Below are 22,882 nucleotides of genomic sequence, written 5' to 3' on the forward strand. Positions count from 1 at the left end.
GATTCGCCGACGCGCGACGCGTCGCACATGGCGCGTGCGCTTTACGCAACATGATCACGATGGGCAACGCGATAGACCAGCCGACAGCGAACGCGCCAACTCGACAAGGAGAACCCGATGTCCAGCACACTCGATCTCGACCGCTATTTCAGGCGCATCGGCTATACGGGCCCGCAGGCCGCGACGCTCGACGTGTTGCGCGATCTGCAACGTCTGCATCCGCTGTCGATTCCCTTCGAAAACCTCGACCCGCTGACGGGCCGGCGCGTCGAACTCGGGCTGCCCGCGATCGTCGACAAGCTGATCGAACGGCGGCGTGGCGGCTATTGCTTCGAGCAGAACGGCCTGTTCGCGCATGTGCTGATGCAGCTCGGCTTCGACGTGACGCCGATGATCGCGCGCGTGCTGTGGAACCGCGAGCCCGACGCGATTACGCCGCGCACGCATATGGTGTTGCGCGTAAGCGTCGACGATCAGCCGTGGATCGCCGACGTCGGCTTCGGCGCCGTCACGCTGACAGCGCCGTTGCGTCTGCAAACGGGCGTCGCGCAACAGACCACACATGAGCCGTTCCGTCTCGCCGATGCATCGCAAGGTGCGTTCGATCTCGAAGTGCAATCGGGCGAGACGTGGCTCAAGACCTATCGCTTCGAATTGCAGCGCGCGGAGTGGATCGATTACGAAGTGTCGAACTGGTACACGTCGACGCATCCCGCGTCGTTCTTCACGACGAGTCTCGTCGTCTGCCGCGTGACGCCGGAAGGGCGGCTCACACTGTTCAACGACCGGCTCACCGCGCGCTCGAAAGACGGCGAAGCGATCGAACGCCGCATCGAGAGCGCGCACGAACTCGAAACGTGCCTGCGCGACACGTTCCTGATCGAACTCGGCGATATCGACGTCGCGGACATCTACAGGCGCGTGTCGACGGCGGCCCAGCCCGCCTGACATCCCGCTGACACCCGTCTGACATTCGAGCGTGGCATCAACGATGATCGCGCGTCTCGTCGTCCAGAACGTGCTGTGGATCGCCTTCATGGGCGTGCTGCTGTTCGGCGCCGCGAATACGCTCATGTGGCCGGCCGCGTGGTGTTATCTGATCGAGCTCGGCGGCCTCGGTTTGTGGATCGGCGTGTGGCTCGCGGGCTACGACCCCGCGCTGCTCGCCGAGCGGCTCGGCTCGTTCTCGCAGCGCGGCCAGAGCGCGTGGGACAAGATCTTTCTCGTGTGCGTCGCGATCGGATGGTGCGCCTGGCTCGTGCTGATGGGGCTCGACGCGAGGCGCTTTCACTGGTCATCGACGGGCCCTTGGCTGCAGGCAGTCGGTGCGCTTGCTATTCTGGTCAGCATGGTCGCGATGCGAGCCGTGTTTCGCGCGAACAGCTTTGCGGCGCCCGTCGTCAAGATCCAGGCCGAGCGCGGCCACAAGGTCAGCGACAGCGGCCCGTATGCCTACGTGCGTCATCCGATGTATGCGTGGGCCATTCTGTTTCTCGTCGGCACGCCGCTGATGCTCGGCTCGTGGTGGGGCCTCGCATGCGTGCCGCTGCTCGTAGCGGCGCTCGCGTATCGCGCAGTGCTCGAAGAACGGATGCTGTGCGCGCAACTCGAAGGCTATGCGCAATACGCAGCACGCGTGCGCTATCGGTTCTTGCCGCATGTCTGGTGATCGCGCTTGTGATCATGCTCGTCAGGCCGTTGCAAGTTCCGCTCGCGTGCCGACCAAAAACACGACGAACGGAAGTAGAAGCAGCCATCGCAAACTCATCGCAAACGAGGAACGTTCATGGCCAGGAATACGATTGCGGATTACCTTGCAAAGACGCTCGCCGCAGCGGGCGTCAAACGCATCTGGGGCGTGACAGGCGACAGTCTCAACGGTTTGGCGTTCAGTCTCGATCAGGTCGGCTCCATCCGCTGGATGCATACCCGTCACGAAGAAGCGGCCGCATTCGCCGCGGGCGCAGAGGCGGCGTCGAGTGGGCAGCTTGCTGTGTGCGCGGGCAGTTGCGGCCCCGGCAATCTGCACCTGATCAACGGGCTCTACGACTGCCATCGCAACCACCAGCCGGTGCTCGCGATTGCCGCGCACATTCCGTCGACGGAAATCGGCCTCGGGTACTTTCAGGAAACGCATCCGACGGAAGTCTTCAAGGAATGCAGCTACTTCGCCGAACTGGTGGTGAACGCGTCGCAGTTTCCGCGCGTGCTCGAACGCGCGATGCGCACGGCGATCGAGCAGCGCGGCGTCGCCGTGATCGTTCTGCCGGGTGATATCGCGTTGAGCGAAGGGCCGTCGCAGGCGCCTGTGTGGAATCCGACTGCGCCGTCCGCGATCCTTCCGCCTGACAGCGAACTCGCGCGTCTCGCGACGATGCTCAACGACTGCGAAGCGGTGACGATCATGTGCGGCAGCGGCGTCGCGGGCGCGCACGACGAAGTGGTGAGGCTCGCGGACACATTGGGCGCGCCCATCGTCCATGCGATGCGCGGCAAGCAGTTCATCGAATACGACAATCCGTTCGACGTCGGCATGACGGGGCTGCTCGGCTTCAGCTCCGGCTATCACGCGATGATGTCGTGCGACGTGCTGCTGCTGCTCGGTTGCGATTTTCCGTACCGGCCGTTCTATCCGCCCGATGCGAAGGTCGTGCAGATCGACTGGAAGGGCTCGCAGCTCGGGCGGCGCGCGCCGCTCGCGATGGGGCTCGTCGGCACGGTGAAGGAGACGGTCGCCGCGCTGTTGCCGAAACTCAAGCGCAAGGACGACCGCACGTTCGTCGACATGGCGACCGCGCACTACCAGGAAGCACGCCGCGATCTTGACGAACTGGCGACGCCTTCCGACCCGGGCCGCGCGATTCATCCGCAGTATCTGACGCGGATGATCGACGACGCAGCCAGCAACGACGCGATCTTCACGGCCGATGTCGGCACGCCGACGCTATGGGCCGCGCGCTATCTGACGATGAACGGCAAGCGGCAACTGCACGGCTCGTTCAATCACGGATCGATGGCGAATGCGATGCCGCAGGCGCTCGGCGCGCAGGCGGCGCATCCGGGGCGGCAGGTGATATCGCTGTCGGGCGACGGCGGTCTGTCGATGCTGCTCGGCGACCTGCTGACCGCGCGCCAGCTCGATCTGCCCATCAAGGTCGTTGTGTACAACAACAGTCTGCTCGGCTTCGTGTCGATGGAACTGAAAGCGGGCGGCTATCTCGACACGAACGTCGACTTGAGCAAGACCGATTTTGCGCAAATCGCGAAAGGTGCGGGTATTTTCTCGGTTCGCGTCGAGGAATCGGAAGAACTCGAAGGCGCACTGAAGCAGGCGTTCGCGCATCAGGGGCCGGCGCTAGTCGATGTCGTCACCGACAAGCACGAACTCGCGATGCCGCCGACCATCGAGCTTTCGCAAGCCAAGGGCTTCAGCCTCTACATGCTGCGTGCGATTCTCAACGGACGCGGCGATGAAATCGTCGAGCTGGCGAAGACGAACCTGCGATAAAAAGCGCAGACCCGACGCGCATCGCTTGCCGATGCGCGTCGCATTGCAACGAAACGACACACCATTGCAGTCTCGCGTCGAAGGTCTATAACAGAAGCAGCAGCGCGGATCTTCTCTGCGCAGCCGGCATTCGAACCACTCCATCCCGGCCTCTTCGCGCCGTGCTGCGCCGCCCGACAGACTCGGGGGCTGTCCCATCAATCGCGTACACAACACATGGCACGCTGCGGCGCGGATAGCTGCTGCGCGCGGTTTCGCGCTCGCGCGAAACGATCGAAACGATGCCCGTCACGCGAGCGATGCATGAGCGTCCGGCGAATCGCGATGGACGACTGTCGCGTTCCGTCTGCATGGAAGGAGTTCGACATGAAGATCCTGATGGCGTTACCGATGGCGGGCGCGCTGTTGCTGGCCGTGCCTGTCGCGACAATGGCGGATGAAGTGGCGCAGAGCAGCGACGCATCGAAAGCGACGATGCAGAACAACGCGAATGCGTCGGCGCAGGCGACGACGGATATGTCGTATGGCGGCTCGATGGATACGGGCATGACGTCGTCGGGCAAGGCGATGCCGCATTCGCGCAAGTGCTCGACGGGCGCGGAATGCGACATTTACTTTGGCAATTGAGCGGCGAATGAGTCGCGACTGAGCGGCGAACTGAGGCAATAACCCGCTGCCTCGCTGATTTCGCTTTGGCAATGCGCAGGCCGGCGCGATATTGCATCACGTGCATGAAGCGCCGGCTGCGATTGCTTCGATCCCCTCGACTACTGCTGCGCGTGTTTCGCCGCGTCCTCGATGACGGCCGCTATCTGCTGCGGACGCGACTCGTATACCGAATGGCGCGCGCCATTTAGCTGCCGAAGAAGACGTTGCAATAGCTCACCGGGCCGACGCAGTCGTTGCCCATTGTGGCGCGCGCCGCCTTGCCTGAAGAGGTGCCCGTCTGCGCGACGCCGCCGACGGCTTCGTTGCCCGGCTTCTGGCTGTCCTGCGCGGCGATTTTCGCTTCGGCGGCCTGGATGTCCGCGGGGTAGTCGATGTCGTTCGGGCGGCCCGGTTGATAGCCCGCCTGTTCGACGCGAATGAGATCGGCGCGGACCTCCGCGCGTGTGAGGGGGCCATTCGACTGCGCGAAGCTCAGAGCGGGTGCGGCCAGTGCGCCGGCTGCGACTGCGAGACAAACGAAGATCTTCTTCATGATGAGACTCCTTGAATGAATCGACCGAAATATGATTCGGCATCCTTAGATAACAGTGCCCGATATGGACCATTGGATCAGGCCTGGATCCGGCTACACATGCGCTACTTGAACTGATGAATCAACGGCTGGGTACGACTGTCTGGTCTTTGTCCTGCGATGAGTTCTGGTTCGAATCTGCTTGCTACATCGACACAAACACGGCGGCCTCGAATTTCATTCCCGATACGCGGAAATTTTTTGTCTGGCGGACATGCCCGATCGCGCGCGCAGGCAACGTAGTGCGCGGCGGCCGGCGCCGTCATACGAAGATATGAACCGATCGTTCGTGTCGTGCTCGCGGCGCGGCGGATCGCACTCGCCGCGCACTCGCCGCACGCTCGCGGTGCATCCGCGCACCGCGCAATTCGCAACCTGTCTAGTCAGCTGAACCGGTCTGACGCGAACCCTTCATACGCGCGCCGGTGCGCACGTCCGCCTGTGAAGCCCATGTTCATAGGGGCTTACCCGAATAATTCAATTATTTTCGGCGAATCCAGTTGCGATGATTTTTGACCTCATGCAGACTTGTCTATACATGTCCGGCACGCGGAACGCGTCGGGACCCGTTCAAACGAAAAGGAGATTCGACGTGAAGGTGAAGAAGTCAAACCGCACTATGTTGTCGAAAGCAGTGTTGGGCGCGGTTCTGAGCGCCGCGGCATTGGTCGGCGCGCCTGCTCAGGCGAAGGAATGGAAATCCGTCACGATCGCGCTGGAGGGCGGCTACGCGCCGTGGAATCTCACGTTGCCGGGCGGCAAGCTGGGCGGCTTCGAGCCCGAGCTGGTGGCGAACCTGTGCGAGCGCATCAAGCTGCAGTGCAACCTGGTTGCACAAGATTGGGACGGCATGATTCCGGGCCTGCAGGCAGGCAAGTTCGACGTGCTGATGGACGCGATCTCGATCACGCCCGAGCGCGAAAAGATCATCGCCTTCTCGCGTCCGTATGCGGCGACGCCCGCGACGTTCGCCGTCTCCGATACGAAGATCCTGCCGAAGGCGTCGCCGACGACACCTGTCGTCAAGCTGACGGGCGATGCGAAGACCGACCAGCCGACCGTCGACGCATTGCGCAAGCAGTTGAAGGGCAAGACGATCGGCATCCAGTCGGGCACGGTCTATACGAAGTTCATCAACGACGGCTTCAAGGACATCGCGACGATCCGCGTGTACAAGACCTCGCCGGAACGCGATCTCGACCTCGCGAACGGCCGCATCGACGCATCGTTCGATGACGTGACCTACTACGCCGCAAACGCCGACAAGAAGGAATCCGCGCAGATCGCTATGGCGGGCCCGAAGATCGGCGGCCAGATCTGGGGCCCGGGCGAAGGCCTCGCGTTCCGCAAGCAGGACGCCGATCTGCGCGCGAAGTTCGACACGGCCATCGCCGCCGCGCTCGCCGATGGCACCGTGAAGAAGCTCTCGAACAAGTGGTTCAAGACCGACGTCACGCCTTGATCGAGGGCGGCTGCGCGTCGCCGCGCGAGCGGCGCGTGCACTTGCCGGAGCGATCCGCTTCGCCGATATGACGAAACGGATCTGTCAACGAAAGCACGGATGAGGAGTAGAGCATGGCTCTGATCGAGACGCTCGGCTTCGGGCAGGAAGGCTGGGGCGGCGTACTGCTGCTCGCGGCGTTGATGACCGTCGCGCTGACGCTCGCGGCGCTCGCGGTCGGCGCGGTATTCGGCGCGATCGTCGCGGCCGCGAAGCTGTCGCGCTTTCGCACCGCGCGCGTGCTCGGCGATTTGTACACGACGGTGTTTCGCGGCGTGCCTGAGCTGCTCGTCATCTATCTGTTCTACTTCGGCGGCTCGACGCTCGTGACGACGGTCGGCCAATGGTTCGGCGCCGAAGGCTTCGTCGGCGTGCCGCCGTTCGTGATCGGCGCGCTGGCCGTCGGCATGATCTCGGGCGCGTATCAGGCCGAGGTGTATCGCGCGGCCGTGCTCGCCGTATCGAAAGGCGAACTCGAAGCCGCGCGTTCGATCGGCATGCCGACGATGACGATGGCGCGCCGCATCCTCATTCCGCAAGTGCTGCGCTTCGCATTGCCGGGCATCGGCAATGTGTGGCAACTGAGCCTGAAGGACTCCGCGCTGATCTCGGTGACGGGCCTCGCCGAGCTGCTGCGCGCAAGCCAGATCGCAGCGGGCTCGACGCATCAATATTTCCTGTTCTTTGTCGTGGGCGGCGCGCTGTATCTGGTGATGACGGGCATCTCGAACCGCGTCTTCAATCACGCGGAGGCACGCGTGGGCCGATCCTTCCGGCGCAACTTCGCGCGCAACTGACGACGGACGACGGAGCGCCAACATGTCTTTCGATTTCGACTTTCTGTTCGACACGCTGCGCCAGCTGCTCGCCGCCGTGCCGACCACGCTGGGCCTGTTCTTTTCGTCGCTGGTGCTGGGCGGCCTGCTGTCGCTCGTGATCGTCACGATGCGCGTGTCGCCGCATTGGCTGCCGAACCGCTTCGCGCGCGCGTACATTCTCGTGTTTCGCGGCTCGCCTCTGCTGATCCAGATGTTTCTCGTCTACTACGGGCTCGGCCAGTTCGGCGTGATCCGCGAAAGCTTCCTGTGGCCCGTGCTGCGCGAGCCGTACGTGTGCGCAGTGCTGTCGCTTGCGCTTTGCACGGCGGGCTATACGGCGGAGATCATTCGCGGCGGCCTGATGGCCGTGCCCGTCGGACAGATCGAAGCAGGCTATTCGATCGGCCTTTCCGGCTTTTCGCTTCTGCGCCGGATCATCGGTCCGATTGCATTGCGCCAGTGTCTGCCCGCGTATTCGACGGAAGCCGTGCTGCTCGTCAAGTCGACGGCGCTCGCAAGTCTCGTCACCGTGTGGGAAGTGACGGGCGTCGCGCAGCAGATCATCCAGCAGACGTACCGCACGACGGAAGTGTTCATCTGCGCCGCGCTGATCTATCTGTTCCTGAACTTCGTCGTCGTGCGTCTGCTCGGCTTGCTCGAACGGCGTCTGTCGCGCCACCTGCGCGCGATGCCCGTGAACGCAGCGCCGCGCGCGATGCCGCCCGCTACCGAAGCACGTCGTGCCGCACCCTGACGGCCCATTCCGGAGAATCACATGAACGCTACGGCACCCGTTGCATTGTCGGTCAAGAACATCCACAAGTCGTTCGGCGACCATCACGTATTGAAGGGCATTTCGCTCGACGCGCACGAAGGCGATGTCATTTCGATTCTCGGCGCGAGCGGCTCGGGCAAGAGCACGTTTCTGCGCTGCCTGAACCTGCTGGAGACGCCTGACGACGGCAGCGTTGCGCTCGCCGGCGAGACGCTGAAAATGAAGCGCCGCAAGGACGGCAAGATGCATCCCGACGACCGCAAGCAGGTCGATCGCATCCGCTCGCAACTCGGCATGGTGTTTCAGAACTTCAACCTGTGGTCGCACATGACGGTGCTCGAAAACCTGATCGAAGGGCCGATGCGCGTGCAGAAGCGCAGCCGCGCGGAAGCCGTCGAAGAGGCGGAAGCGCTGCTCGCGAAAGTCGGTCTCGCCGAAAAGCGCGCGCATTATCCGGCGCATCTGTCGGGTGGTCAGCAGCAGCGCGTCGCGATTGCGCGCGCGCTCGCGATGCATCCGAAGGTCATGCTGTTCGACGAGCCGACTTCCGCGCTCGATCCCGAACTGGTCGGCGAAGTGTTGCGCGTGATGCGCTCGCTCGCGGAAGAAGGCCGCACGATGCTCGTCGTCACGCACGAAATGGGCTTTGCGCGGCACGTGTCGAATCGCGTGATGTTCCTGCATCAAGGGCAGACGGAATGCGACGGCACGCCCGACGAAGTGTTCGGCGACCTGAAGTCCGAGCGTTTCCGGCAATTCGTGTCGAGCCATCATTCGCGCACGACCAACTAGGACGAGCGCCGCGCCGGAACCTGAGGCACATAAAGACAAGAGCAAACGCATACGCACGTACTCGCACGAGAAAGACAACATCATGGCTATCACCCGTACCGACCGTCCCTTGAACTGGCGCGAACTGGCCGCGGTTGCGGCCGGTGAGCCGCTCGTGCTTTCCGATGCCGCGCGCGAGCGCATCGCGGCGGCGCGCGTACTCGTCGAGCAGATCGTCGAGCGCGGCATTCGAGCGTATGGCGTGAATACGGGCGTGGGCGCGCTGTGCGATGTGATCGTGTCGCCATCGGAACAGCGCACGCTGTCGCGCAACATACTGATGAGCCATGCTGTCGGCGTCGGCGCGCCGCTCGGGGTCGTGGAAACGCGCGCGATCATCGCGGCCGCCGTCAACAACTTCGCGCATGGGCACTCTGGCGTTCGACTCGAAGTCGCCGAGCAACTCGTCGCGCTGCTCGATGCCGGCTATATCCCCGAAGTGCCCGCGTTCGGCTCGGTCGGCTATCTGAGCCATATGGCGCATATCGCGCTGGTGTGCATCGGCGAAGGACATGTGCGTTGCGGCAATGTACGGCTGACGGGAAGCGAGGCGCTCAGGCGTCTGAAGCGCGAGCCACTCGTGCTCGAAGCAAAAGAGGGCTTGAGCCTCGTCAACGGCACGCCATGTGTGACGGGCCTTGCGGCACTCGCGCTGGCGCGCGCCGAGCGCGTGCTCGACTGGACCGACGCAATCGCCGCGATGAGCTTCGAAAATCTGCGCGGACAACTTGCCGCGTTCGACGCCGATTCGCTCGCGCTGCGCGTGTCGCCGGGTTTGAATCTCGTCGGCGAACGCATGCGCAATGCACTCGCCGATAGCGGCATTCTTGCTTCCGTAGTCGGACAGCGCACGCAAGACCCGCTGTCGATGCGCACGATTCCGCACGTGCACGGCGCGGCGCGCGATGTGCTCGACGCAACGACCGATGTCGTGAATCGCGAGCTGGCGTCGATCACCGACAACCCGATCGTCGCGGGCACGCCGGATGCGCCCCGTGTGTATTCGCAGGCGCATGCGGTGGGCGCGTCGATTGCGCTCGCGATGGACAGCCTCGCGACGGCAATCGCGCAAGTCGCGGCGATGGCCGAGCGGCGCCTCGACCGGCTCGTGAATCCGCTCGTGAGCGGCTTGCCCGCGTTTCTCGCGGAGCCGGGCGGCACCTGCTCGGGCTTCATGATCGCGCAGTACACGGCCGCGTCGCTCGTCGCGCAGAACCGGCGGCTGGCCGCGCCCGCGAGCCTGGATGGCGGCATCACGTCGGGCTTGCAGGAAGACCATCTGTGTCACGCGACGCCCGCCGCGCTGAAGGCGTTGGAGATCGTCGACAACACGGGCCGTATCGTCGCGATCGAATTGCTGGCGGCGGCGCAAGCGTACGATCTGCAATCCGTCGATGCGCCGCGCGCGCCGCACACCGACGCATTGTGGCGCCGCGTGCGCGCGATCGTGCCGACGTATCGCGACGACCGGCCGCTTGCCGACGACATGGCGGCCGCGTTCCGGATGATCGGCGAAGCAGCGCCGCCGCTGCCGCCGAATTCGGGCGATCTGCATTCGACGGCGACGCATGGCAATCGCGCTGCGCTCGACGATCACAGCGGCTTTGTCGCGCGTGCCGCGAATGATCCGACGGCGATTGCGCAACAGGCGCCGCCGTCGGCCGCATGAATTTGCGGATGAGCGTGCAACTGCGCACATGGAGGATTTGGCGGCGCGCTTATCGGTGTGCCGCAGCGAGATGCGGTTGCCGCATCGAACTGATGCATTGGACTAATGCACTGAGCTCGCGAGTTCAACCCACGAGGTGATGAGAACATGACGATAAACGGGCACCTGGAGACAGAGGACAGTAGAACGGCCGCTATGCGCACGACGCCAGCCAAAGCATTGCCTGCGTATGAGCAGATCAAGCGCTACGTGATCGCGCAGATCGAAGAGGGCGTATGGAAGCCGGGCGGATTGATCCCTTCGGAAGCTGAGCTGGTGAAGGAGTTCGGCGTCGCGCGGATGACGGTGTCGCGCGCGTTGCGTGAGCTCACGACGGAGCGCGTGCTGACGCGCGTGCAGGGTTCAGGCACCTACGTCGCGCCGCAGCGTTACGAATCGACGGTGCTCGAAATCCGCAATATCGCCGATGAAATCGCCGCGCGCGGGCATCGGCATTCGGCGCGCGTGCTCGCGCTCGAATCGAGCGACGATCCGCTGGCCGTCGATGCGCTCGGGCTCGCGAAAGGCCCGATCTTTCATTCGCGCATCGTGCATTACGAAGAGGCCGAGCCGATTCAATACGAAGACCGCTACGTGAATCCGCGCGTATTTCCCGAGTATCTGGATCAGGACTTCACGGCCGAAACGCCGAATCACTACATGGTGCGTCTTGCGCCGATCCAGCGCGCGGAGTTTCGCATCTATGCGCAGAAGCCGGATGCGCATGTGCGCCGCCATCTGATGATGGAGATCGGCGAGCCTTGTCTGATGCTGTGGCGCAGGACCTGGGTCGGCGAGCATGTCGCGACTTCGGTGCAGCTGTGGCATCCGGCTTCGCGCTTTCATCTGGCTGGGAACGTGTGATTTTTTTCTCGGGCTAGCCCTGCCGCTGCGACGTATCGGGCGCAAAGCGGCAGCCCAGCCGGTATCGCGAGCCCGGATGCACGAACCGCGCGAACGTCACTGCGACGCCGCTCGTCCACGTGCGGCGCATCAGCGTGAGGCACGGCTCTTCGGTCGCGATTTGCAGCAGCTCGGCTTCGGCACGCGTCGGCAGGCCGGCATCGACGATGTGCTCGACATCGTGCGCGGGCACGACGCTAAATAGGTATTCGGAAGGACGCGTGACCGAGAAATCCTGTTCGATGAAATCCGGCGCGATGGCGGGGTTCACGTAACGGTCTTCGAGTTGCACGGGCAAACCGTTCTCGCGATGCACGCAGATCACATGAAACACCGAAGCGCCGGGCGGCAGGCCCAACGCATTCGACACGTTGACGGGCGCCACCTCGCGCCGCATGAGCAGCGTCTGATAGCTGTATTCGTGACCGCGCGAGCGGATCTCGTCGCCGATGTGCGCGATCATCAGCAGCGTCGATTGCGGCTTCGTTTCCGCGACGAACGTGCCGACGCCCGATACGCGCGTCAACAGTCCTTCATCCGTGAGTTCGCGCAGCGCGCGGTTCACCGTCATTCGCGATACGCCGAGCGAGGCGACGAGATCCAGTTCCGATGGAATGCGATCGCCCGCGCGGCGTTCGCCCGATTCGATCGTATGGCGGATGTATTGCTTGACCTGCTCGTATCGCGCGGCGGGTTGTGTGTTCTTCGCATCGGATGCCAACACCGTCGCAATCCCAGGCACCGCACGCGCATTCGGTCCGCGAGGCTTGCGCGTCTTCGCAAGCGCGCGTGCGCGGAGTTTGTCGCGGACGGCAGGGGCGGGCATCGCGGCGCCTCGTCAATACGCGTTCATGCCGGATCGGCGCTATCGCCGCCGCGTGACCAGAATGCATTGCGGTCGAAATAATTTTGCAGGAACTGTCGAAGGCGTGGCTGGTTCGCGTCGTGAAAGACGTCGTGCGGCTTGCCTTGCACGGCGATGCGCCCCTGGTCGATAAAGACGACCTTGTCTGCGACCTGCGCCGCAAAGCCCATTTCGTGCGTGACGACGGCCATTGTCATGCCGTCGCGAGCAAGCTGCTTCATCACTTGCAGCACTTCGCCGACGAGTTCCGGGTCGAGCGCGGACGTCGGCTCGTCGAACAGCATGATGTGCGGCTCCATCGCGAGCGCGCGTGCAATCGCCACACGCTGCTGCTGGCCGCCCGACAGCTTCGCCGGATACGCATCGCCCTTGTGCGCGAGGCCGACGGTTTCGAGCATCGCGTTTGCGCGCTGCTTGGCAGCGTCGTGCGATAGATGGCGCACGCGCAGCAGCGCTTCCATCACGTTGCCGAGCGCCGTCATATGCGGCCACAGATTGAACTGCTGAAACACCATGCCGACGTTGCGCCGCACGCGATTGATCTCGCCCTGCGAAGCGCGCACGCGCTTGCCGTTGCGTTCGGTATAGCCGAGCAGTTCGCCTTCGATGCGCACATCGCCCTGGTCGTAAGGCTCCAGCGCGGCGAGGCAGCGCAACAGCGTGCTCTTGCCCGAGCCCGACGGCCCGATGATGCAGACCACCTCCGAGCGGTTGATGTCGAGATCGACGCCGCGCAGCACTTCGACGTCGCCGAAGCGCTTGCGCAGATCGCGTACTTCGATCAGCGGCGCATGGCCGGATCGCATCGAACCGAGATTGGAAGTGGCAGGCATGTCGACGAGTGCATTCATGATGAACCTTGATTTCCGTTCACGCTTGCGGTTGACGTTCAGGCCATGAAGCGGGCGATGCGGGCCTCGGCCCACATGCCCGCGCGCGACGTGAGCTCGACGAGCGCGAGATAGCACACGCACAACACGAGCAGCGTTTCGACGAACGCGAATGTTGCCGAACCGATGCCCGTCAGCACGAACGTGAGTTCGGGCACGGTGACGATCGACAGCACGGCCGTTTCCTTGCTGAGCACGATGATCAGGTTGGTCAGCGCGGGCACGATCAGCACGAGCATTTGCGGCACCTGGATGCGCACCACCGCTTGCCACCGCGTGAGGCCGAGACACGATGCGGCTTCGAGATGGCCACGCGGTATCGACTGAAAGCCGGAGCGGAATGCTTCCGCAAAATAGGCGCTGCCGTAAAGGCCGAGGCCGAGCACGCCGGCCGTCAACGGTTCGAGCGTCAGCCCGATGGACGGCCCGCCGTAGTAGAGCAAAAAAAGTTGCACGAGAAACGGCGTGCCGCGAAAAAGTTCGATATACACGCGCAGGATGCCGCGCACCCAGCGGCCGCAAAAGAGTTGCAGCACGGCAATCAGAAAGCCGAGCACGATGCCGATGGCGACGCCGACGAGCCACGTGCCGAGCGTCGTCGCAAGACCCGCGGCGATCGGTTGCAGATTGTGCGTGATGACGGTGGGATCGAATTGCTGCATCGTTCGGCCCTCAGGTCTGCGCGAGGCGTTGCTCGGCGGCGTGCGCGACAAGCGCGAGCGCGCCGCAAATCACGAAGTAGATGAGCCCCGCTGCGAGATACGCTTCGAGCGGCCGGTACGTGCTCGCGGCGATGTTCTGCGCGGTGCGAGTGAGCTCGGCCACGCCGACGACGGAGATCAGCGATGATGCCTTGATCAGCAGCACCATTTCGTTGACGAGCGAAGGCAGCGTCATCCTGAACGCTTGCGGCACCTGAATGCGCCGGAGCATGTCGATGGGCGAAAGGCCGAGCATGCGCGCCGCTTCGATCTGTCCAGGCGGAATGCTCATGAAGCCGCCGCGCAATATCTCCGCGATATACGACGCCGAGCACAGCGATACGGCGCTGATTGCCGCGACGATCGGCGACACGTTGATGCCGACGAAGGGCAGCAGGTAATAGACGAGCAGCAGTTGCACGAGCATCGGCACGCCGCGAAAGAAGAACACGTACGCACCGCCGAAGCGTTGCGCGAGCGCATTCGACGACAGCCGCGCCGAGCACACGCCAATCGCGACGAAGAAGCCGATCACGAGACCTGTCAGCGAAATGCCGATGGTCGCGAGCGCGGCCTGCAACAGCAGCGGAAAGCCTTGAGCGAAAACGTGGGCGCTGAACATGGCCTGATACCTGCAACGAAGGACATGTGGGCGGCGCGCTTGCGTGTGTGGTTAACGCCGGCGCGCCGCGCGACTCAGGGCATCAATAGTTGGGCGAGGGCATTGTCGTGGGCGCGTCCATCGTCACGCCGAACCACTTCTTTTGCAGCGACGCGAGGCGGCCGTCGTTGTGCATCTTGACCAGCGCGGCGTTGAATGCGTCGGCGAGCGGCTTGCTGTCCGCGTCCTTGCGCAAGCAATACGCGAAGTACACTTTCGCGCCGAACGGCGGCGTGACGACGGCGAACGTTTCGGGCCGTTGCTTCGCGACGTACGCGATATTCGTCATCGAGTTGGCGACGGCGGCGATGCGGCCCGCTGCGAGATCCGCATAGGCCTGGTTGTTGTCGACGTATTCGCGCACTTCAGGTTGCTTCGGCAATGTCGCGATGTAGGCCTTCAGCTGATCGAGCTGCGCAGAGCCCTTGCCCGCGCCCACCGTCTTGCCGACGATATCCGACGACTGCTTGAGCGACGTATCGTTTGCGCGCTTGAGCAGCGCGTCGGTGGCATCGGCGACGGGCAGCGTGTACGTGTAGCGCTCCATGCGCGCCTTCGTCACGGTGAGCGGTCCGCCGACCATGTCGAACTTGCCCGCTTCGAGTCCGGGCAGCACGCTCGGCCACGGCAGATCGATGAAGCGCACCTTCACGCCGAGTTCTTTGCCGACTTCGGCGAACAGGTCTTTGTTGAAGCCCGCCTGCTGGCCGTTTTGGAGGAAGTCGAACGGCGCGAACTGCATCTCCGTGCCGACGACCAGTTCGCCCGCTTTCTTGACCTTCGCGAGTTGGTCTTCCGCGTGCGCGCTCACGCTGGCCACGGTTGCGGCGGCGCAGAACGCCACCATCGCGAGACGACACTTCCAGCCTGCAAAGATACCCATGAGATTCTCCCGTTGGCAAAGCGGTGCCGCGCTCGAATGCGCTCTAAAGCGATAGAGGCGCGAGTCATGCGGGGCAGTATATACCGCTGCTTTTGCGCGAAAAAAATATTCGCATGCTGTCAAACCCTAATGCAGCGGCTGTTCCTTCTACAGATGAATGACCGCGCGTGCAGCGCGACTTGCGATTGCGCTTTTGGCGGTATATACAACGTGAAATCGCTCGCTGATCCGGGTGCCGGTATGTGTGCCGGTTCGCGTGCTGCGGGCGGGATGTCGAATCGTCCGTTCAATCTACGTGATGAAGGAGCCTCGCGATGCAGCCAGTCACTCGCATTCCGATCGTCGATCTGGCCGGCGTGCGCGCCGGCGACCGCGACTCGCTCGCGCGAGCGGGCCGCGAGATACGCGACGCGTGTACGACGATCGGCTTCTTCTACATCGTCAATCATGGTGTGCCGCAAGCGGTGATCGATCGCGCGGAACAGGCGGCGCGCACGTTCTTTGCGTTCCCCGTCGAGACGAAGCGGCGCGCGGCGGTGAATCATCGGCATCGCGGCTTCAATGCGCTCGGCGACGCGACGATGTATCAGGCAAAGCGCCCCGACTACAAGGAGTTCTTCAGCATCGGTCTCGAACTGCCCGAAGACGATCCCGATGTGCTCGCGGGACAGGCGTTGCGCGGGCCGAATAACTGGCCCGACTTCATGCCCGAATTGCAGCCCTTGCTGTACGGGTATTACGAGGAAGTGGGCGCATGCGGCGCTGATCTGCTGCGCGCAGTGGCCGTGGGCCTGGGCGTCGACGAGCACTTCTTCGCATCGCGCTATACGAAGCGGATGCAGCGCACGCAGATGGTCTACTATCCGCCGCAGCCGCCGCAATCCGATGAAGACCAGTTCGGCGTCGCGCCGCATACCGACTATGGCTGCATCACGTTGTTGTGGCAGGATCGCGTCGGCGGATTGCAGGTGCGCGAAATCGCGAACGATACGTGGATCGACGCGCCGCCCATCGAAGGCAGCTTCGTCGTGAACGTCGGCGATCTGCTGGCGCGCTGGACCAACGACCGCTTCCGGTCGACGCTGCATCGCGTGATCAACGCATCGGGCCGCGAGCGCTATTCGATCGCGACGTTCTACGATCCGACCTATACGTCGAGCGTCGATCCATGCGATCTGGGCACAGCATCGGCGGACAGCAAGTACGAGCCCGTCGCGGCGGGCGATTACATCCTGGGCCGCATCAACAGTTCGATGGGCTACCGGAAGAAGCTCGCGGCGACGCAAGGCACAACAGATCAAGGAACCGCATGACAGTGAAAGAACCGGCAGCGCCTGAATCGACGTTGGCCGCGACATTGGCCGCGTTACGTGACGCATTGGGTGACGACGCCGTGCGCATCGGCGATGCGATCGGCGAGCGCCCGATGACGGACTGGACGCGTCATGAGCCGACACGGCCCGCCGCGCTGCTGTTGCCGCGCACGACCGAGCAGGTCGCGCGCGCATTGATGATCTGCAACGACGCGCGTCAGCCCGTGGTGCCGCAAGGCGGCATGACGGGTCTCGCGGGCGGCTCGATTCCGCGCGCCGGCGACATCGCGTTGTCGCTCGATCGTCTTGCGGGCGTCGAGGAAATCGACAGCGCGGCCGCTACGATCACGTTGCGCGCGGGCACGACGTTGCAGACGGCGCAGGAAGCAGCGGCGCAAGCGGGCTTCGAACTGGCGCTCGATCTCGGCGCGCGCGGTTCGTGTCAGATCGGCGGCAATCTCGCGACCAATGCGGGCGGCAATCGTGTGATTCAATCGGGCACGGCGCGCGACCAGGTGCTCGGGCTCGAGGTCGTGCTGGCAAATGGCGCAGTGCTCAGTTCACTCAACAAGATGGTGAAGAACAATACGGGCTATGACCTGAAGCACTGGTTCATCGGCTCCGAGGGCACGCTCGGCGTGATTACGCGCGCGGTGCTGAAGCTGCAACCGCAGCGCGCGGCGCGGCATACGGCGCTCGTTGCGTTGAACGGCTACGAGCAGGCGGTTGCTCTGCTGCGAAGGCTTTCGACTGGCTTTGGCAACGACATCGGCGCATTCGAAATCATGTGGCCGGACTTCTTCGACTTCGGCGTAAAGCTGACGGGCACGCGTTCGCCATTCGAGCAACCGCATCCGTTATATGCGCTGATCGAGCACGCGAGCTTCGATGCCGATGACGACGGCGCGCGCTTTTCGAATGCGCTGACGGATGCGCTCGACGAATCAGCGATCCGTGACGCCGTGATCGCGCAGTCGGTCGCGGATACGCGCGCGCTATGGGCGATCCGCGAATGCACGGCGGAATTTCCCGTCAAGCTGGACCCGATCAACTTCGACGTGAGCCTGCCGATCGGCGAGATCGGCGCGTTCGTCGATCGTTGCCGCGTGGCGCTCAATCGCGCATGGCCGGCCAACGAATCATATTTCTTCGGCCATATCGGCGATTCGAATCTGCATGTCACCGTCGACGGGCGCTCGGTGCCTGGCGTCGATCATCACGACGTGTATGCGCTCGTGTATGACATGCTCGCGCCGTTGCGCGGTTCGGTGTCGGCGGAGCACGGCATCGGGTTGCTCAAGCGCGAGTTCCTGCCCGTCTCGCGCTCGGCGGAAGAACTGGCCGTGATGAAAGCGATCAAGCATGCGCTCGATCCGAACGGCATCCTGAATCCGGGCAAGCTGTTCTGACTCGCGTTGACGTGCGCGTGACGAATGCCTGCGTACTCGTCACGCAACGATGGCGCGGCCATGCGCATCCAGATGCCTGACGATCGTCGGAAACACATCGAGCGCCGCGCGTTTGCCGAACACGCAGTCGATATGCCCATAGCCGTCGATCACGTGCCGTTCGTAGTGCTCAGCCCCGAACTTTTCGACCAGCATGTCGAACGTCATCTGCGTGCTGGTCGGCAGATAGCAGAGATTCTCCGAGCCGTGAATGAACGCGATCGGCAGCTTCATTCTTTCGACGTTCGGCATGTACACGTCGTCGCCATTCGCATCGACCAGATGCCCCGCGCGTACCATCGCCGCAAGCTGATTGAACAGCTCGACGTCGTGGATGCCGAATAGCTCCTGCAGATTCGCGTGCAGTTGCTCATCGAGTTGCGCGTGTTCGTACAGCAGGCCATACAGGAACGTCGCGCGATGGCACACGGGGCTGTTGCAGGCTTCGTCGTGCTCGATGGGGAAGAACCTGAGCGCTTCGTCGAGCAGGTTGTGCGGCCACTTTTCGTGCTGCGTGTAGGCGGTCATATCCTTGATGCCCAGATGCAGAAGAATCTGCGGCGTATGCAGGCCCGCCTTGATCCGCTGCAAGAGGCCCGGCACGGGATGCGCCGACACCTGCGACAGCACGGCCGATCGCACGCCCTTGAGCCCCGACATCAGCGACATCGTGAAGGCCAGCGCGCCGAGGCAATGTCCGAACACCTGAATGTCCTCGACGCCCGCCAGTTCGCGCACCTTCGCGACGGCGGCGGGTATGTCGTAACGCGCGATTTCGTCGGCCGTTGTGCGCCCGGTCGCGCTCGGCAACTCGATGCTCACGCGCAGATCGACGAGCCACACGTCGTAGCGCGCGGCGCACAGAAACTCGACGAGGTTCGTGCCGATCAGGTCCGTCGAGAAGATCCGGCTCGATACGCCGGAGCCGTGAATCAGCAGCACGGGGCCTTTGTCGCCGGCGTGATAGCGCGCGAGTCGCAGCGTCTTGCCGTCGTCGGTGTCGAAGTACGTGATGTGCGGCGCGGGCGCGCGCAGCGCACGGCGCAGGCGCGGTGCCGCTTCGGGATTGAAGTACTGCAACGGCGCGGCGACGCCGCCATATTCGGTGTAGAGCACATCCGCGAAAAAGCGGCCGAATTTAAGCGTCCACGCGAGCCGTGTTTCGAGATCGGGCGCATTCGTCACTTCGATCGTGCGCTGCTGCTTGAGGAAATTTTCCGGCGTGATGATGAGCGTCGCGTGACCGATGACGGGCGCATCGTCGGCTGCCGATTCGCGCACTTTAGCGTAGGCAGTATTTGTCTGCGTCCACAATTCGAGCAGCGACGTGTGCGTGATGATCTTCTCGGCCGTCAGATAGAAGCGCTTGCCGTCGACGGTATCGAGCGTCATCCGGTATTTCATGTTGCGCCGCTCGACATTCGTTTCGTCGACGACGAACAGGTTGAAGACGCCGTCGCTGACGGTCATCGGCTGCGCCGACAGCGCGTTGCACGTGAGCGTGCCGACCATGTGCGCTTCGTGCTGCGGATTCGCGAGCATGTCTTCGAGGTCGTCCGATGCGACCGTCACCGTGAAGCTGATGTGCGTGCCTTCGGCGGGATCGTCGGCTTGTCCTGCGGGCTTCGTGTCGCCGATGAAGTACGTGCCGATCATCGTCTCGGTGAAGCGCAGGCCGATTTTCGGCGCAGGCGGCGGGGCCGCGTCGCCCGGCGCGTCGTAGTCGATCTGCCATCCGCGCGACGCCGCAAGTTGCGCGCAGTTGCGCTCGGCGAGCGCGGAGATCGTCAGCAGCGGATTCACGCCGAGCGAAAGCGGCATCACCGAGCCGTCCATCACATACAGCCCCTCGTGGACCGCATGACCTTGCGTATCCGAATACACGAGGCCCGCCTGATCGACGACGCCATACGTCGCATCGTCGGCCATCGCGCAGCCGCCCAGCGGATGCACGGTGACGATGCGGTTCCGAAACGCCTCGGTGGAGATCGGGTTGCGCACGTAGGCGCCGCCGAGCGCGCTCGTCGCGTCGATCAGCGCCTTTTCCACCGTCTCGTAGATCGGCTGCTTGCCGGCGTTCGGCCAGCTGACGCGCGGACGGCCATCTTCCACCGTGATTTGCCCGCTTTCTTCGTCGTGGGCCATCACGAGCCAGGTTTGCGTGTTGCGCATCGCGCCGTGATACGGGCCGCGCAGAACGCTTTCGGCGATGCGGGCGTCGTCGGCGAGGGGCGGCTCGCCTTCGGGATCGGGCATTTCGACGCCTTCGACAGGCGCCGCGACGCCGAGGACGCCCATCAGCGCGGCGCCGATGGGCGCGGCGATCGACCCTTCCTCGATCACGAAGCCGTCTTTCACGTTCGGCGTGCCGCGATGGTCGATGATGCCCGCGATGCACGGGCCGACGGGCGGAATGTCGCCGGCGGGATGCGTGCCCCAGCCGACGCCGTTGATCACCTTGTCGGTGTTGAAGGCGAACGCGAGCACGTCGCCGTTGCCGGTGAAATGCTGGCCGAGCTGTTTCGATACGCTCAAGCCCGCCTGCCGCGAGCGCAACAGGATCGCCGTCGAGCCGAGCGTGCCCGCCGACAGGATCACGACATCGGCCGTCACGAACAGCTCGGGCGCGTCGTACAGTTCGCGCTTCAGGTCGGCGGGCTGATAGCGCACGCACCAGACGCCGCGCGCTTCGTCGCGCACGACGGAATGCACCGCCGCGCCGGTGAAGATCTGCGCGCCGTGCGCGACGGCGTCGGGCAGATAGTTCATGTGCGTCGAGTTTTTCGCGCCGTGATTGCAGCCCGAGTTGCAGTCGCCGCAGCCGTTGCAGCGCTGCTGGTCGACGCCCGCCGCGTTCTTGCCGTCCTTGAACGTCACCGTGATGGGCGGCCGGTAGAAGCGCTCGCTCATGCCGAGCTTTTTCGCCGACAGCGCGAGCGCGTCGAGCTTCGGCAGGTCGGGATAGTCGTCGGGAACGGGCGTCGCGCCGAGCATCGTCTTCGCGCGCTCGTAGCAGACGTCGAGGTTCGCCTGGTCAGCGCGCACGGCGGCGGGCCAGCGCGGATCGTCCCACAGGCGCGCGTCGGGCTTGAGCGCGACGTTCGCGTTGATCAGCGACGTGCCGCCCAGCCCGCAGCCGACTACGACGTTCACGTCCGGGTTCACGTGCATTTCGAGCAGCGCGAGGGGCGAGCCGATCTGCGCGACGCTCGTGTTGTACTGGATCTGCTCCGCGCCCTGGAATGGTGTCGCGGGAAAGTCGCCCGCCATGAATTCGCGGCCGCGCTCGAGCAGGCAGACGCTGCGTTTCGCGCGCGCCATGCGGCTCGCGGCGATCGCGCCGCCATAGCCCGAACCCACGACCACCACCTCGTAATGATCCTTCATCGCCGAAAGGGCGCTGGACAAGCGGTTCATTCGACCACCTCTTTTTTGAGTGTGCGGCAGGGCGGCGCAATCCCGCTGAAGACGGCTCGCGCGTAGCTTATTTATCCTGGACGGCGCGCATCGAAATGCAAGGGGAAAACGCGCGGTCGGGTGCGCGATTTAAAAATGGGCGTGTTTTTTGGGTGCTTTCGGGTGGTTTCGGGTGGTTTCGGCGCTTTCAGGCGCGCGATGTGGTCGGCGCGAATGGGTGTCGGCGGGCCGACGGCTGCTGGACTCTGCGCGGGAACGTGCGCTGAATGTGCCTTGGAACGTGCGCGGGCGGAAACGCGGCTGCGAATCCGCCGCGGCATCAAGGCATCAAGGCATCAAGGAATCGAGGCATCGAGGCATCGAGGCATCGAGGCGCCCAGGAATCCAGCCATCGCCATCGCCGTCGACCGAGCCGCCATGCAGGCCGGCCGACCGAACGCCGATTGCGAAACGCCAACCTCTCACGCAGCCGCTTCGATCAGTTCGTCGTCCGGGGCGGTGGCGGCTTCCGTCGCTTCCGTCGCCAGCAGGTTGAACACGACGAGGATCGCGTCGCGATTTTCGGCGTGAATTTCGATGCCGAGCACGTCGCGCAGCCACTGGCCGATCTTCGTGTTGGAAAACTGGCTGGCGTCGTCCGTCTTCTTCATCGTGACGCCGAGCTTCACAGCGCGATAGTGATAGGAGGGCACACGATGCTGCGCGGCCACAGCGGACAGGCCGCCTTTCGCTTCCGAGCACCAGCCGAGACTGCCCGCCAGCACGATGCGCTCGGGCGCATCGAGCGACGCGATGAACTCGCGCGCCGCTTCGCGCACGCGGCGCTCGTTCAGGCCGTATTGCATCAGCACGCTTTCGACAGGGTCTTCGAGCGCCTGCGCGCGCAGATCGATTTCCTGCATCATGCCTTCGTGCTCCATCGACACGTTGCGCTGATGGCTCGCGCTGCGCAGGCAATCGATCAGATAACGGCGGAAGTAAGCGCAGATTGCGTAGCTGTTGGACGGCGCGCTTTCGGGCGCCGCCTTCGATTCGACGTGGCCGGGCGCGAGGCGCAGCACCTTCGTATAGATGAACTGGTGCACGAGCTCTTCCTTGTCTTCGCCGAGCGCATGCAGTTCGAGCGGATGATAGGTGCGCAGCGCGCGCTTCACGAGGTCGTACATCGACATCATTTCGTTATCGGTCAGCTGCGTGCGGCGGCGCCAAAGGTCGGGAAGTACGGCGTCGTCGAGAGTGCGTGCGAAAACCTGGCTCGGAACTGCGCCCATGAAGGCCTCCATCGGAAGTGGCAAGGTGCGCGGTAGGGGCGGGTGGTCCCGCCGATGGAGCCTCGACAAACAGGCGTAAAACAGGTCGTGAAGCTGGACCTTCGGAGGCTGTTGGCCGCGCTTGATTGTTGAATCGTTGAAACCAGTAT

General features: G+C 63.8%; 20 protein-coding genes and 1 pseudogene. 12 read left to right on the forward strand and 9 right to left on the reverse strand.

The features are described from left to right. The first annotated feature begins 117 nt into the window (after window positions 1–117). From AABE10_RS10070 to AABE10_RS10085, 4 genes are all read left to right on the forward strand, one after another. A complete protein-coding gene (locus AABE10_RS10070) occupies window positions 118–948 on the forward strand; it encodes an arylamine N-acetyltransferase (protein ID WP_342933116.1) in 831 nt (276 codons plus the stop codon). Window positions 949–991: 43 nt separating this feature from the next. After that, window positions 992–1,669 carry an isoprenylcysteine carboxylmethyltransferase family protein gene (locus AABE10_RS10075; protein WP_342933117.1) on the forward strand — a complete coding sequence of 226 codons (678 nt, stop codon included), beginning with the start codon at window positions 992–994 and terminating at the stop codon, window positions 1,667–1,669. A gap of 117 nt (window positions 1,670–1,786) precedes the next feature. After that, the gene (gene poxB, locus AABE10_RS10080) at window positions 1,787–3,508 is read left to right on the forward strand and encodes a ubiquinone-dependent pyruvate dehydrogenase (RefSeq protein ID WP_342933118.1); all 1,722 of its coding nucleotides are present in this window, start codon (window positions 1,787–1,789) and stop codon (window positions 3,506–3,508) included. Between the two features lie 366 nt (window positions 3,509–3,874). Then, complete coding sequence (locus AABE10_RS10085; RefSeq protein WP_342933119.1) at window positions 3,875–4,135, forward strand: hypothetical protein; 261 nt, start codon at window positions 3,875–3,877, stop codon at window positions 4,133–4,135. 140 nt (window positions 4,136–4,275) lie between these two features. On the opposite strand, the pseudogene AABE10_RS10090 reads toward AABE10_RS10085, so the two are convergent. Both AABE10_RS10090 and AABE10_RS10095 read right to left on the reverse strand, forming a co-directional pair. Further along, window positions 4,276–4,359, reverse strand: a pseudogene (locus AABE10_RS10090) (alpha/beta hydrolase); the annotation flags it as partial. A gap of 2 nt (window positions 4,360–4,361) precedes the next feature. Continuing rightward, entirely contained in the window at window positions 4,362–4,709 is a 348-nt protein-coding gene (locus tag AABE10_RS10095) for a DUF4148 domain-containing protein (RefSeq protein ID WP_342933120.1), read from the reverse strand. A gap of 658 nt (window positions 4,710–5,367) precedes the next feature. On the opposite strand from AABE10_RS10095, the gene AABE10_RS10100 reads away from it, so the two are divergent. From AABE10_RS10100 to hutC (AABE10_RS10125), 6 genes are all read left to right on the forward strand, one after another. Continuing rightward, window positions 5,368–6,210 (forward strand): transporter substrate-binding domain-containing protein, encoded by an 843-nt coding sequence (locus AABE10_RS10100; RefSeq protein WP_342933826.1) that lies wholly within the window; start codon window positions 5,368–5,370, stop codon window positions 6,208–6,210. A gap of 113 nt (window positions 6,211–6,323) precedes the next feature. Beyond that, window positions 6,324–7,046 carry an ABC transporter permease gene (locus AABE10_RS10105; RefSeq protein WP_087732357.1) on the forward strand — a complete coding sequence of 241 codons (723 nt, stop codon included), beginning with the start codon at window positions 6,324–6,326 and terminating at the stop codon, window positions 7,044–7,046. Between the two features lie 22 nt (window positions 7,047–7,068). Then, on the forward strand, window positions 7,069–7,821 hold the full coding sequence (locus AABE10_RS10110; RefSeq protein WP_342933121.1) for an ABC transporter permease subunit: 753 nt from the start codon (window positions 7,069–7,071) through the stop codon (window positions 7,819–7,821). Window positions 7,822–7,842: 21 nt separating this feature from the next. Then, a complete protein-coding gene (locus tag AABE10_RS10115) occupies window positions 7,843–8,634 on the forward strand; it encodes an ABC transporter ATP-binding protein (RefSeq protein ID WP_342933122.1) in 792 nt (263 codons plus the stop codon). An 82-nt stretch (window positions 8,635–8,716) separates the two neighbouring features. Continuing rightward, window positions 8,717–10,342, forward strand: coding sequence for a histidine ammonia-lyase (locus tag AABE10_RS10120; protein ID WP_342933123.1), 1,626 nt, complete (start codon window positions 8,717–8,719; stop codon window positions 10,340–10,342). 147 nt (window positions 10,343–10,489) lie between these two features. After that, window positions 10,490–11,245 carry a histidine utilization repressor gene (hutC, locus tag AABE10_RS10125; protein WP_342933124.1) on the forward strand — a complete coding sequence of 252 codons (756 nt, stop codon included), beginning with the start codon at window positions 10,490–10,492 and terminating at the stop codon, window positions 11,243–11,245. 13 nt (window positions 11,246–11,258) lie between these two features. Here hutC (AABE10_RS10125) and hutC (AABE10_RS10130) read toward each other — a convergent pair whose 3' ends face one another. The 5 genes from hutC (AABE10_RS10130) to AABE10_RS10150 all read right to left on the reverse strand — a co-directional run bounded on the left by hutC (AABE10_RS10130) (window position 11,259) and on the right by AABE10_RS10150 (window position 15,284). Further along, window positions 11,259–12,005 (reverse strand): histidine utilization repressor, encoded by a 747-nt coding sequence (gene hutC, locus AABE10_RS10130; RefSeq protein ID WP_342933827.1) that lies wholly within the window; start codon window positions 12,003–12,005, stop codon window positions 11,259–11,261. Between the two features lie 128 nt (window positions 12,006–12,133). Next, window positions 12,134–13,000: an amino acid ABC transporter ATP-binding protein gene (locus AABE10_RS10135; RefSeq protein WP_342933125.1), complete on the reverse strand. Its 867-nt coding sequence runs from the start codon at window positions 12,998–13,000 to the stop codon at window positions 12,134–12,136. A gap of 38 nt (window positions 13,001–13,038) precedes the next feature. After that, on the reverse strand, window positions 13,039–13,701 hold the full coding sequence (locus AABE10_RS10140) for an amino acid ABC transporter permease (RefSeq protein WP_342933126.1): 663 nt from the start codon (window positions 13,699–13,701) through the stop codon (window positions 13,039–13,041). A gap of 10 nt (window positions 13,702–13,711) precedes the next feature. Further along, window positions 13,712–14,362 (reverse strand): amino acid ABC transporter permease, encoded by a 651-nt coding sequence (locus AABE10_RS10145; RefSeq protein WP_342933127.1) that lies wholly within the window; start codon window positions 14,360–14,362, stop codon window positions 13,712–13,714. Between the two features lie 82 nt (window positions 14,363–14,444). After that, window positions 14,445–15,284 carry a transporter substrate-binding domain-containing protein gene (locus tag AABE10_RS10150; RefSeq protein WP_342933128.1) on the reverse strand — a complete coding sequence of 280 codons (840 nt, stop codon included), beginning with the start codon at window positions 15,282–15,284 and terminating at the stop codon, window positions 14,445–14,447. 314 nt (window positions 15,285–15,598) lie between these two features. Here AABE10_RS10150 and AABE10_RS10155 point away from each other — a divergent pair, with 314 nt between their 5' ends. Together AABE10_RS10155 and AABE10_RS10160 are read left to right on the forward strand one after the other, a co-directional pair. After that, window positions 15,599–16,597, forward strand: coding sequence for an isopenicillin N synthase family dioxygenase (locus AABE10_RS10155; RefSeq protein WP_342933129.1), 999 nt, complete (start codon window positions 15,599–15,601; stop codon window positions 16,595–16,597). Then, window positions 16,594–18,006 carry an FAD-binding oxidoreductase gene (locus AABE10_RS10160; RefSeq protein WP_342933130.1) on the forward strand — a complete coding sequence of 471 codons (1,413 nt, stop codon included), beginning with the start codon at window positions 16,594–16,596 and terminating at the stop codon, window positions 18,004–18,006. The genes AABE10_RS10155 and AABE10_RS10160 overlap by 4 nt, the downstream gene beginning before the upstream one ends. Window positions 18,007–18,045: 39 nt before the next feature. On the opposite strand, the gene AABE10_RS10165 is transcribed toward AABE10_RS10160, so the two are convergent. Then, window positions 18,046–21,462 carry an alpha/beta fold hydrolase gene (locus AABE10_RS10165; RefSeq protein WP_342933131.1) on the reverse strand — a complete coding sequence of 1,139 codons (3,417 nt, stop codon included), beginning with the start codon at window positions 21,460–21,462 and terminating at the stop codon, window positions 18,046–18,048. A 461-nt stretch (window positions 21,463–21,923) separates the two neighbouring features. Next, the gene (locus AABE10_RS10170) at window positions 21,924–22,733 is read right to left on the reverse strand and encodes a hypothetical protein (RefSeq protein ID WP_342933132.1); all 810 of its coding nucleotides are present in this window, start codon (window positions 22,731–22,733) and stop codon (window positions 21,924–21,926) included. Window positions 22,734–22,882: the final 149 nt, after the last annotated feature.

The sequence above is a fragment of the Paraburkholderia diazotrophica genome, from assembly GCF_038900755.1.
Taxonomy (GTDB): Bacteria; Pseudomonadota; Gammaproteobacteria; order Burkholderiales; family Burkholderiaceae; genus Paraburkholderia; species Paraburkholderia diazotrophica_A.

What these genes read in the sequence shown, in the direction of transcription:
- AABE10_RS10145 (WP_342933127.1), bottom strand. Translation starts at nt 14,362, where the DNA reads ATGTTCAGCGCCCACGTTTTCGCTCAAGGCTTTCCGCTGCTGTTGCAG.
- AABE10_RS10160 (WP_342933130.1), top strand. Translation starts at nt 16,594, where the DNA reads ATGACAGTGAAAGAACCGGCAGCGCCTGAATCGACGTTGGCCGCGACA.
- AABE10_RS10140 (WP_342933126.1), bottom strand. Translation starts at nt 13,701, where the DNA reads ATGCAGCAATTCGATCCCACCGTCATCACGCACAATCTGCAACCGATC.
- AABE10_RS10155 (WP_342933129.1), top strand. Translation starts at nt 15,599, where the DNA reads ATGCAGCCAGTCACTCGCATTCCGATCGTCGATCTGGCCGGCGTGCGC.
- AABE10_RS10070 (WP_342933116.1), top strand. Translation starts at nt 118, where the DNA reads ATGTCCAGCACACTCGATCTCGACCGCTATTTCAGGCGCATCGGCTAT.
- AABE10_RS10110 (WP_342933121.1), top strand. Translation starts at nt 7,069, where the DNA reads ATGTCTTTCGATTTCGACTTTCTGTTCGACACGCTGCGCCAGCTGCTC.
- AABE10_RS10105 (WP_087732357.1), top strand. Translation starts at nt 6,324, where the DNA reads ATGGCTCTGATCGAGACGCTCGGCTTCGGGCAGGAAGGCTGGGGCGGC.
- hutC (WP_342933124.1), top strand. Translation starts at nt 10,490, where the DNA reads ATGACGATAAACGGGCACCTGGAGACAGAGGACAGTAGAACGGCCGCT.
- AABE10_RS10170 (WP_342933132.1), bottom strand. Translation starts at nt 22,733, where the DNA reads ATGGGCGCAGTTCCGAGCCAGGTTTTCGCACGCACTCTCGACGACGCC.
- AABE10_RS10115 (WP_342933122.1), top strand. Translation starts at nt 7,843, where the DNA reads ATGAACGCTACGGCACCCGTTGCATTGTCGGTCAAGAACATCCACAAG.
- AABE10_RS10100 (WP_342933826.1), top strand. Translation starts at nt 5,368, where the DNA reads ATGTTGTCGAAAGCAGTGTTGGGCGCGGTTCTGAGCGCCGCGGCATTG.
- AABE10_RS10095 (WP_342933120.1), bottom strand. Translation starts at nt 4,709, where the DNA reads ATGAAGAAGATCTTCGTTTGTCTCGCAGTCGCAGCCGGCGCACTGGCC.
- AABE10_RS10085 (WP_342933119.1), top strand. Translation starts at nt 3,875, where the DNA reads ATGAAGATCCTGATGGCGTTACCGATGGCGGGCGCGCTGTTGCTGGCC.
- AABE10_RS10165 (WP_342933131.1), bottom strand. Translation starts at nt 21,462, where the DNA reads ATGAACCGCTTGTCCAGCGCCCTTTCGGCGATGAAGGATCATTACGAG.
- AABE10_RS10075 (WP_342933117.1), top strand. Translation starts at nt 992, where the DNA reads ATGATCGCGCGTCTCGTCGTCCAGAACGTGCTGTGGATCGCCTTCATG.
- AABE10_RS10120 (WP_342933123.1), top strand. Translation starts at nt 8,717, where the DNA reads ATGGCTATCACCCGTACCGACCGTCCCTTGAACTGGCGCGAACTGGCC.
- poxB (WP_342933118.1), top strand. Translation starts at nt 1,787, where the DNA reads ATGGCCAGGAATACGATTGCGGATTACCTTGCAAAGACGCTCGCCGCA.
- AABE10_RS10150 (WP_342933128.1), bottom strand. Translation starts at nt 15,284, where the DNA reads ATGGGTATCTTTGCAGGCTGGAAGTGTCGTCTCGCGATGGTGGCGTTC.
- AABE10_RS10135 (WP_342933125.1), bottom strand. Translation starts at nt 13,000, where the DNA reads ATGAATGCACTCGTCGACATGCCTGCCACTTCCAATCTCGGTTCGATG.